This window comes from Phenylobacterium sp., from assembly GCF_030651755.1.
Lineage (GTDB): Bacteria > Pseudomonadota > Alphaproteobacteria > Caulobacterales > Caulobacteraceae > Phenylobacterium.
In genome coordinates this window covers 1-7,606 of record NZ_JAUSBZ010000028.1, presented here as the reverse complement: position 1 = coordinate 7,606, position 7,606 = coordinate 1, and the positions used below count along the sequence as shown (strand labels likewise).

The following is a 7,606-nucleotide window of genomic DNA, read 5'->3' as shown; positions in this document are numbered from 1 at the left end:
GGGTTCGCCCGCGGGCGCCCCTGGGCAAGGGCGGGTTTGGGGCCGTGGAGACGGCCCTGCGACTTGGCCACCTTGATCTGTCTGACGACGTCGAGGGTGGCGAGATGACCACCTATGGCGCAGTGGTCAACTGGCTGCCGGTCACGCACCTGCGGCTCTCCGCCAACCTTATTCAGGCCGAGATCAAGGGCGGGCGCGGCGGCGACATTGATGAAACGCTCCTGGCCCTGCGCGCCGCGTTCGACTGGTAGGCGATCAAGCGGAACCGCCCCATTGACCGGACCGTTGGTTCGGAAAGGAGACCGCCATGATCAATCTGAGCTGGGAGCTTATCTACCCCATCGCCGCCGCCGTTCTGGGGCTGGCGATCGCCTATGGCCTCTTCCGCTATTCCCGCCGGAACCGTCGAAACGACGCGATCACCGAACAGGCTACGCGGGAGGAGTATCACCATCCGAAGCGCTACGACCGGACGGAGGAGGAGTTCCGTGACAAGGTCCGGCCGTCCTGAGGACCGCAGACGTTAACCTTGACCATAAACCGCATCTCAAGTCCTCCGCTCCATTCTTGGGCGACGGGGGATGGGATGACGAGACGGCGACAACTGCCCAGCGCGAGCCTGACGGCCGACGATCTCTCAGGGCTCAAGGTCCTGGTGGTGGATGACCACGTCAACACGGTCCGCCTGATTGTCGATGTCCTTCGCGCCGCAGGCGTCGGCTCTGTATCCTCCGCCTTCGAGGGGCTCAGCGCCCGTCAGGCGTTGGCCCGCCAGGAACCCGATCTCATCTTCACCGACTGGCGCATGCCCGTCATGGATGGCCTGGAGCTAACCCGGTCGATCCGAATGGCCGCAGTGTCGCCTGACCGCAGCGTGCCGGACCCGGAAATCCCCATCATCATGGTCACCGGCCATCGTAGCGCCCGGGAGGTCGAGATCGCCCGCGAGGCGGGGGTGAATGAGTTCGTGATGAAGCCGTTCACGCCGGCCGCCCTGCTGTCGCGTATTCAGCTGGTTCTGGCCCAGCCGCGCCCCTTCATCGTCAGCAACGGCTATGTGGGTCCTGACCGCCGGCGAAAGGCGGAGCTGACCTATGCCGGCCCCCTGCGCCGAACCAGCGATCCCGAAGAGGTGGTCGACGTGGTGGAGCGCCATGCCGCCCGCCAGACGATCAGCGTCGAGTTGGAGGCCATGCGCCGACTGATCCAGGCCCGGGGCGGCGTAGACCGGACCACCCTGCAAATGACCTATCGGGTGATGCAGCACACCCGCTTCCGGGCCCGGCAGGTCCGCGACCGGATGCTGGAGCGCGCCACCGACGCGCTCCTGTCCTACGCCAGCAAAGTCGGCGGCATGGAGCATTGCGAAGCTGATGTCGTGGAGGCCCATCTCACGGTGCTGGGCCAGATCCTCGAGGGCGACGATCACGACGCTATCGGCGCCGCCAAGCTGGTGCGTGGACTTGAGGCCATGATCCGACGCAAGCGCGCCGGGCGCGAAGCTGTCGCCGCCTGATCTCGCCCTGGCGGCCGGCTTGGGTTAGAGCCTGACGGCATGGCTGAAGCATTCAACGACATCATCCTTCCCGCCGAAAAGGCTGAGCGATACGCCGTTCTGGCCGACGAGATCTGCGCCGTCCTGGAGGGTGAGCCCAATCTGACCGCCAGGATGGCCACCGTGGCCTCAATGCTCGCGGCGAGCTTCGACCATTTCTTCTGGACCGGTTTCTACGTGGTCGACCCGGACAAGCCCCGGGAATTGGTGGTTGGCCCCTATCAGGGGACCTTGGGTTGCCTGCGCATCGCCTTTGGTCGGGGAGTCTGTGGGGCGGCGGCCGAGACGGGACAGATCCAGGTGGTCGAAGACGTCCATGCCTTCCCCGGCCACATCGCCTGTGACGCCCGATCGGCCAGCGAGATCGTGGTTCCGGTTTTTGACGCCGCGGAGCGTTTGATCGCCGTTCTCGACGTCGACTCCGACCAGAGGTCGGCCTTCGACGAAGTGGACGCTTCCTGGTTGCAAGCCATTGTTAGAAAAGTATTTTCCATAACTGACGCGGCGTAGGTTTTGCAGCCGATCTGCTAGGCCGTCCCTATCCGAGACGGCGTTTGCGGATGATCCGATGTTGCAGCTTCAAACCCTCCATCCCCTCGACCTGGCCGACGCCGATGTCGCCGCCTGGCGCGAGATGACGGCGGGCGATGCGGCCTTCGCCTCACCCCTGCTGGGACCGGATTTCGCCCGCGCGGTCGGCCTTGTGCGCCCAGACGCCCGGGTGGCGATCTGGCGGCGTGAGGGAACAGCGGTGGGGTTTCTGCCCCACCACGTGAAGGGGGCCGGCCTTGCGCGGCCCATTGGCGCGCCCCTTTCCGACTATCACGCCCTCGTCAGCCACGGCGCCTTGGACGCCCAGGCCGCCCTGGCGGTCGCAGGCCTGGGCGCGTTCCGGTTTACCGGCCTGATCGATCCCAAGAACACCTTTGACAGCGCCGTGCGCGCAGTCCGGCCCGCCTACGTGATCCGGATCGAGGAATCCGCTGCCGCCTATCTCGAGGCCCTGCGCGCTCATAGTCCCAAGCGCTTCAAGAACTATCGCCGGCTGCAGAGCAAGGTGGCTCGGGAAGTCGGGGAGCTCAGCCTATGCGCGCCCGACAACGACCTGACGGCGTTTGAGCAGCTCATCGCCTGGAAGCGCGAGCAACTCGCCCGGACCGGAGCCCATGACTTCCTGGCGCAGGACTGGACGCGGCGCCTGATGGAGAATCTCTTTCGCACCATAGACGGCGATTTCCGCGGCCTCATGATCACCTTGCGGATCGACGGCCGCCTGGTGGCCGGGCACTTCGGCGTGCGCCTCGGGGACGTCTACCATCCCTGGATCGCTTCCACCGATCCGGAAATGGGCGTCTTCTCGGTGGGGCAGCTGTTCCTGCTCCAGGCGATCGCCGCCATGCCGGCCCTTGGCCTGAAGGTCTATGACCTGGGACCAGGCCACGACCACTACAAGGCGCCCTACGCGCTGGAGGTTCGGCAGATCGCCGAGGGGACTGCGCTGGCCGCGGGGAGCATCGGCTGGCGAGCGCGCCTGGGGGAGGGCGCCTGGCGTATGGCGGACGCAAGCTGCGGTCCCATCATTGGCCGGGTGCGGCGCCGTTTCGAAACCATCTCGGATGTAGAACTCACCATGGGCGGTCGATTGCGCGGCGTGGCGAGCGCGGTGGCCGCCAAGGCGCGCCGCAACGGTGCGGAGATCGAAGGGTGAGCCAGTCATGTCGCAAAGGGTCAGCGTGGTCATTCCAACCCAGCGGCGGCCAGCCGGTCTGAATGTTGCGGCGCGCTCCATCCTGACCCAGCAAGGGGTGGACGCCTCACGGCTTGAGTTGGTGATTGTGGACAATGACCAGCAGCCCTCGGCCCAGGCGGCGGTGGCGGCCCTGGCGGCCGGGGCGCCCTTTCCCGTGATCTATGTGCATGAGCCGGAGCCAGGCGTCGCCAACGCCCGAAATGCGGCGCTCGCCCAGGCCACAGGAGAGCTGATCGCCTTTCTGGATGATGACGAGGAGGCCCCGCCGGGGTGGCTCGCAATCCTGCTGGCGACGCAGTCGAATCTGAACGCCGATGTGGTGTTTGGGCCGGTACGCGGCCGGGCGCCGGCGGACGTTGTTCGCCACAGGGACTATCTGGAGACCTTCTTTTCCCGCCTGGGTCCGCAGGCGGCAGGCCTGATCGACCACTACTACGGGTGCGGCAACAGCCTGTTGCGCCGGGCCGCCCTGCCAGACGCCACCGCGCCGTTTTCAGCGCTGCGCAACCACGTCGGCGGCGAGGATGATCTGCTGTTTGGCCAGATGAAGGCCCGCGGCGCGCGCTTCGCCTGGGCGGCGGACGGGTTCGTCTGGGAAGACCCCGTGCCCACCCGCCTGTCCCTGGCCTACACCATCCGCCGCGCCTTCGCCTATGGCCAGGGGCCGTCTGCGGCCTGTGCGGCGGCCACGCCCCCCAACCACCTCGGCCTCGTCTTCTGGATGGCCCAGGGACTGATCCAGGCTGGAGTCTTCGGTCTCCTGGCGGCCTTCAAGTGGCTGGTCCGGGCCCCGGACTTCGCCTTCACCCTCGACCGCGCCGCCCGCGGCCTGGGCAAGACCTTCTGGTGGGGGCCTTTCAAGATCGAATTCTACGGCCGTAGCGCGGCCTGACCCGGTGAGACCTCAGATGATCATCCAAGACTGGACCGACGAGAAGGCCGCGGCCTTCGGCAAGCAGACGCTCAACTTCACCCACGACCTGCATCAGCGGCCCATGTTCACCGACGAGGGCCTCGCCGAGGCGCTTGAGGCCTATCCCCGGGCCAAGCTCGGCGTCTTCACCATGGGGGAGGATCCCCGGGCCTGGACCACCTGGCGCAAGGGCTCGGCGGACGGTCTGACAGGGGCGCAACTCCTGGAGGGGGCCCAAAGCGGACGCATCTGGCTGAACCTGCGAGAGGCCAATCTCTATCTGAAGCCCTATGCCGATCTGGCCGATGAGGTGTTCGCCGAGAAGGAGGCCATGGCGCCTGGCCTTCGCACCTTCAAGCGGGACCTCGGTGTGCTGATCTCCTCAGCCAACGCCCAGGTCTTCTATCATCTGGACGTGCCGCTCGTGTCTCTGTGGCAGATCCGCGGGACCAAGCGCGTCTGGGTATATCCGCCCAAGGCGCCGTTCGTGGGCGAGGAAGCCCTTGAGAAGATCGTCCTGCGGGAGAGCGCCGAGCAGTTCGCCTTCGATCCGGCCTGGGACGCCGGCGCCCAGGAGGTCGAGCTTACGCCTGGCCGCATGGTCACATGGGCCCAGAACGCCCCGCACCGGATCGAGAACGGGCCGATGCTCAATGTGTCGCTCTCCATGGAGTTCATGACGCCCCAGGCCCTGCTGCGGGCCAATGTGATTTACGCCAATGGCGTGATGCGCCGGCGCGCCGGCCTGCGGCCGCGCCTCAGCGACGGGGTCAGCGCCGCCAATCTGGGCAAGCTGGCCCTGGCCCGCGGCGCCAAGGCCCTGAAGCTGCAGAAGGCCCATGAGCGAGTCTTGCCGGCCACCTTCCGGCTGGATCCTGCCCAGCCCGGCGCCGTCCTGCCGATCTGAGCGCAAACCCTCCCAAAACGCCCGGTTGGCTTACCTCGCGGCGCCTGAATAGAGTTGTTTTCGACGCGCCAGAGGGCGCGCGGCAAGCATTCTAAGATGATCCTTCACGCCACCTCAGATGACGCCATCTGACGTCGGAAAGGATCCAGGCAAGGGAGCAGAACAATGGGCGAAGCCTATATCGTCGCGGCCACCCGCACGGCCGGCGGCCGCAAGGGCGGCAAGCTGAAGGACTGGCATCCGGTGGACCTGGGCGCCGTGGTGCTCAACGAACTGGTCGACCGCACGGGCATGGACCCGGCTCGCGTCGAGGACGTGATCATGGGCTGCGTCATGCAGGTGGGCGAGCAGGCCATCAATGTGGCGCGCAACGCCGTCATGGCCTCCAAGCTGCCGGAAAGCGTGCCGGGCACCAGCGTCGACCGCCAGTGCGGCTCCTCGCAGCAGGCCCTGCAGTTCGCCGCCCAGGCGGTGATGAGCGGCACCCAGGACGTGGTGATCGCCGCCGGCGTCGAGAGCATGACCCGCGTGCCCATGGGCTCCTCGGCTGCGCTCGCCGCCAAGGCTGGCATGGGCCAGTACAAGAGCCCGCGGATGGAGGAGCGCTATCCCAACATCCAGTTCTCCCAGTTCATGGGCGCCGAGATGATGGCCAAGAAGTACGGTCTCACCAAGGATCAGCTGGACGAGTACGCCTATCACAGCCACCAGCGGGCCATCGCCGCGACGCAAGCCGGCGCCTTCAAGGACGAGATCGTCGCCCTGACCATCAAGGACGAGGCCGGCGCCGAGAGCGACCATACCGTCGATGAGGGCATCCGCTTTGACGCCAGCCTCGACGGCATCCGCGGCGTGAAGCTGCTGGTCGAGGGCGGCGCGATCACGGCGGCCACCTCCAGCCAGATCTGCGATGGCGCCTCGGGTGTGATGATCGTGTCGGAAAAGGCGCTGAAGGAGTTCGGCCTGACGCCGCTCGCCCGCATCCACCACCTGTCGGTGATGGGTCATGACCCGGTGATCATGCTGGAAGCCCCGCTGCCCGCCACCCAGCGGGCCCTGGAAAAGGCCGGCATGAAGATCGACGACATCGATCTCTTCGAGGTCAACGAGGCCTTCGCCTCGGTCCCCGTGGCCTGGCTCAAGGCCACCGGGGCCAATCCCGAGAACATGAACGTCAATGGCGGCGCCATCGCGCTTGGTCACCCCCTGGGCGCCTCGGGCACCAAGCTGATGACCACGCTGGTCCATGGGCTGAAGGCGCGGAACAAGCGCTATGGCCTGCAGACCATGTGCGAAGGCGGCGGCATGGCCAATGTGACAATCATCGAGCGGCTCTGATAAGCTCGGGCCATGAGCCCGCGCATCGTAGCCGTCACCGGCGCCTTCGGCGTCTTGGGGGAAGTGGTCGCCACGGCCGCCGCCCTCCAGGGCGCCCGACTGGCCCTGATTGATCACAGTCCGGTCCCGCCCGACGGCCTTGCGGAGGCCTGTGGGATCGACGCCCTTGTGCTGACCGGCGTCGATCTTACCGATCCGGTGGCGGCCAATGCGGCGATCGCGGCGGTGGCGGCGCGGTTCGGCCGGCTGGACGCACTCTTGAATATCGCCGGCGGTTTCCGCTGGCAGACCCTGGAGCAGGGCGATCCGGCGGTCTGGGACCTGCTCTACGCTACAAACGTGAAGACCGCCGCCAACGCCAGCCGGGCGGCTCTGCCGTTGCTGAAGGCCAGTCCCGCGGGCCGCATCGTCAATGTCGGCGCAGCGGGCGCCGTCAAGGCCTCCTCAGGCATGGGCGCCTATGCCGCCGCCAAGGCTGGCGTTCACCGGCTGACCGAGAGTCTGGCCGACGAACTCAAGGCCGACGGCGTCACGGTCAACGCGGTCCTGCCCTCGATCATCGACACCCCCGCCAACCGCACGGATATGCCCGATGCGGACTTTTCGGCCTGGGTGGCGCCGGCTGATCTGGCCGAGGTGATCCTGTTCCTGGCCTCACCGGCGGCCCGGGCGGTGACCGGCGCCCTGATCCCTGTGACGGGTCAAACCTGAGGTCCAGTCGGAACTTTTCGCCGTCGCGGACGTTCCTTCTAGCTAACCTTTGCCGTCACCGAGCCTGGCGACGGCGCCGTTACGCTCCGGAGACTCCGTTCATATGAAGCTTTCCCGAACCAGCGCTGATGATGGCGTTCTGATGTACGCCGGTGTGATCGAGAAGGTGGGTTACGAGATCCAGAGCGACGAGAAGATGAAGATCGGCAAGGGCGAGCTCATCGGCTCTCCCGAATTGATGCGCGACGCCTTCCGCCATGGCCGCCTGACTCTCAAACTGGCCGAAGGCTCCGATCTGCGGATCCTGATGGTCGCCCACACTGAGGGCGGCGAGCGGGCCTATTTCGAGATCGAGAACTAAGGGGTCAGGTTTTGAGGCCCCTTCTGGCCTAAGCCCACTGGCCCCGCCGCCTGTTTCCCGCCAAGCTGTCA

General features: G+C 66.6%; 10 protein-coding genes. All 10 read left to right on the top strand.

Annotation, left to right across the window (positions count from 1 at the left end):
• Positions 1–251 (top strand): porin (locus Q7V15_RS02360; RefSeq protein ID WP_304753528.1); only part of this gene is annotated, 251 nt, incomplete at its 5' end.
• A 56-nt stretch (positions 252–307) separates the two neighbouring features.
• Positions 308–511 carry a hypothetical protein gene (locus tag Q7V15_RS02355; RefSeq protein ID WP_304753526.1) on the top strand — a complete coding sequence of 68 codons (204 nt, stop codon included), beginning with the start codon at positions 308–310 and terminating at the stop codon, positions 509–511.
• Between the two features lie 75 nt (positions 512–586).
• Complete coding sequence (locus Q7V15_RS02350) at positions 587–1,516, top strand: response regulator (protein ID WP_304753524.1); 930 nt, start codon at positions 587–589, stop codon at positions 1,514–1,516.
• A gap of 39 nt (positions 1,517–1,555) precedes the next feature.
• Positions 1,556–2,065: a GAF domain-containing protein gene (locus Q7V15_RS02345; protein ID WP_304753523.1), complete on the top strand. Its 510-nt coding sequence runs from the start codon at positions 1,556–1,558 to the stop codon at positions 2,063–2,065.
• A 58-nt stretch (positions 2,066–2,123) separates the two neighbouring features.
• On the top strand, positions 2,124–3,263 hold the full coding sequence (locus Q7V15_RS02340; protein ID WP_304753521.1) for a GNAT family N-acetyltransferase: 1,140 nt from the start codon (positions 2,124–2,126) through the stop codon (positions 3,261–3,263).
• Positions 3,264–3,270: 7 nt separating this feature from the next.
• Positions 3,271–4,197 carry a glycosyltransferase family 2 protein gene (locus tag Q7V15_RS02335; RefSeq protein WP_304753519.1) on the top strand — a complete coding sequence of 309 codons (927 nt, stop codon included), beginning with the start codon at positions 3,271–3,273 and terminating at the stop codon, positions 4,195–4,197.
• A 16-nt stretch (positions 4,198–4,213) separates the two neighbouring features.
• Complete coding sequence (locus Q7V15_RS02330) at positions 4,214–5,125, top strand: hypothetical protein (RefSeq protein ID WP_304753518.1); 912 nt, start codon at positions 4,214–4,216, stop codon at positions 5,123–5,125.
• Between the two features lie 165 nt (positions 5,126–5,290).
• Positions 5,291–6,463 carry an acetyl-CoA C-acetyltransferase gene (locus Q7V15_RS02325; protein WP_304753516.1) on the top strand — a complete coding sequence of 391 codons (1,173 nt, stop codon included), beginning with the start codon at positions 5,291–5,293 and terminating at the stop codon, positions 6,461–6,463.
• A gap of 12 nt (positions 6,464–6,475) precedes the next feature.
• Positions 6,476–7,174, top strand: a complete 699-nt coding sequence (locus tag Q7V15_RS02320; RefSeq protein ID WP_304753514.1) for an SDR family NAD(P)-dependent oxidoreductase — start codon at positions 6,476–6,478, stop codon at positions 7,172–7,174.
• Positions 7,175–7,277: 103 nt separating this feature from the next.
• Positions 7,278–7,535, top strand: a complete 258-nt coding sequence (locus Q7V15_RS02315; RefSeq protein ID WP_304753512.1) for a hypothetical protein — start codon at positions 7,278–7,280, stop codon at positions 7,533–7,535.
• The last annotated feature ends 71 nt before the right edge of the window (positions 7,536–7,606 follow it).

What these genes read in the sequence shown, in the direction of transcription:
- Q7V15_RS02345 (WP_304753523.1), top strand. Translation starts at nt 1,556, where the DNA reads ATGGCTGAAGCATTCAACGACATCATCCTTCCCGCCGAAAAGGCTGAG.
- Q7V15_RS02350 (WP_304753524.1), top strand. Translation starts at nt 587, where the DNA reads ATGACGAGACGGCGACAACTGCCCAGCGCGAGCCTGACGGCCGACGAT.
- Q7V15_RS02340 (WP_304753521.1), top strand. Translation starts at nt 2,124, where the DNA reads ATGTTGCAGCTTCAAACCCTCCATCCCCTCGACCTGGCCGACGCCGAT.
- Q7V15_RS02355 (WP_304753526.1), top strand. Translation starts at nt 308, where the DNA reads ATGATCAATCTGAGCTGGGAGCTTATCTACCCCATCGCCGCCGCCGTT.
- Q7V15_RS02330 (WP_304753518.1), top strand. Translation starts at nt 4,214, where the DNA reads ATGATCATCCAAGACTGGACCGACGAGAAGGCCGCGGCCTTCGGCAAG.
- Q7V15_RS02320 (WP_304753514.1), top strand. Translation starts at nt 6,476, where the DNA reads ATGAGCCCGCGCATCGTAGCCGTCACCGGCGCCTTCGGCGTCTTGGGG.
- Q7V15_RS02315 (WP_304753512.1), top strand. Translation starts at nt 7,278, where the DNA reads ATGAAGCTTTCCCGAACCAGCGCTGATGATGGCGTTCTGATGTACGCC.
- Q7V15_RS02335 (WP_304753519.1), top strand. Translation starts at nt 3,271, where the DNA reads ATGTCGCAAAGGGTCAGCGTGGTCATTCCAACCCAGCGGCGGCCAGCC.
- Q7V15_RS02325 (WP_304753516.1), top strand. Translation starts at nt 5,291, where the DNA reads ATGGGCGAAGCCTATATCGTCGCGGCCACCCGCACGGCCGGCGGCCGC.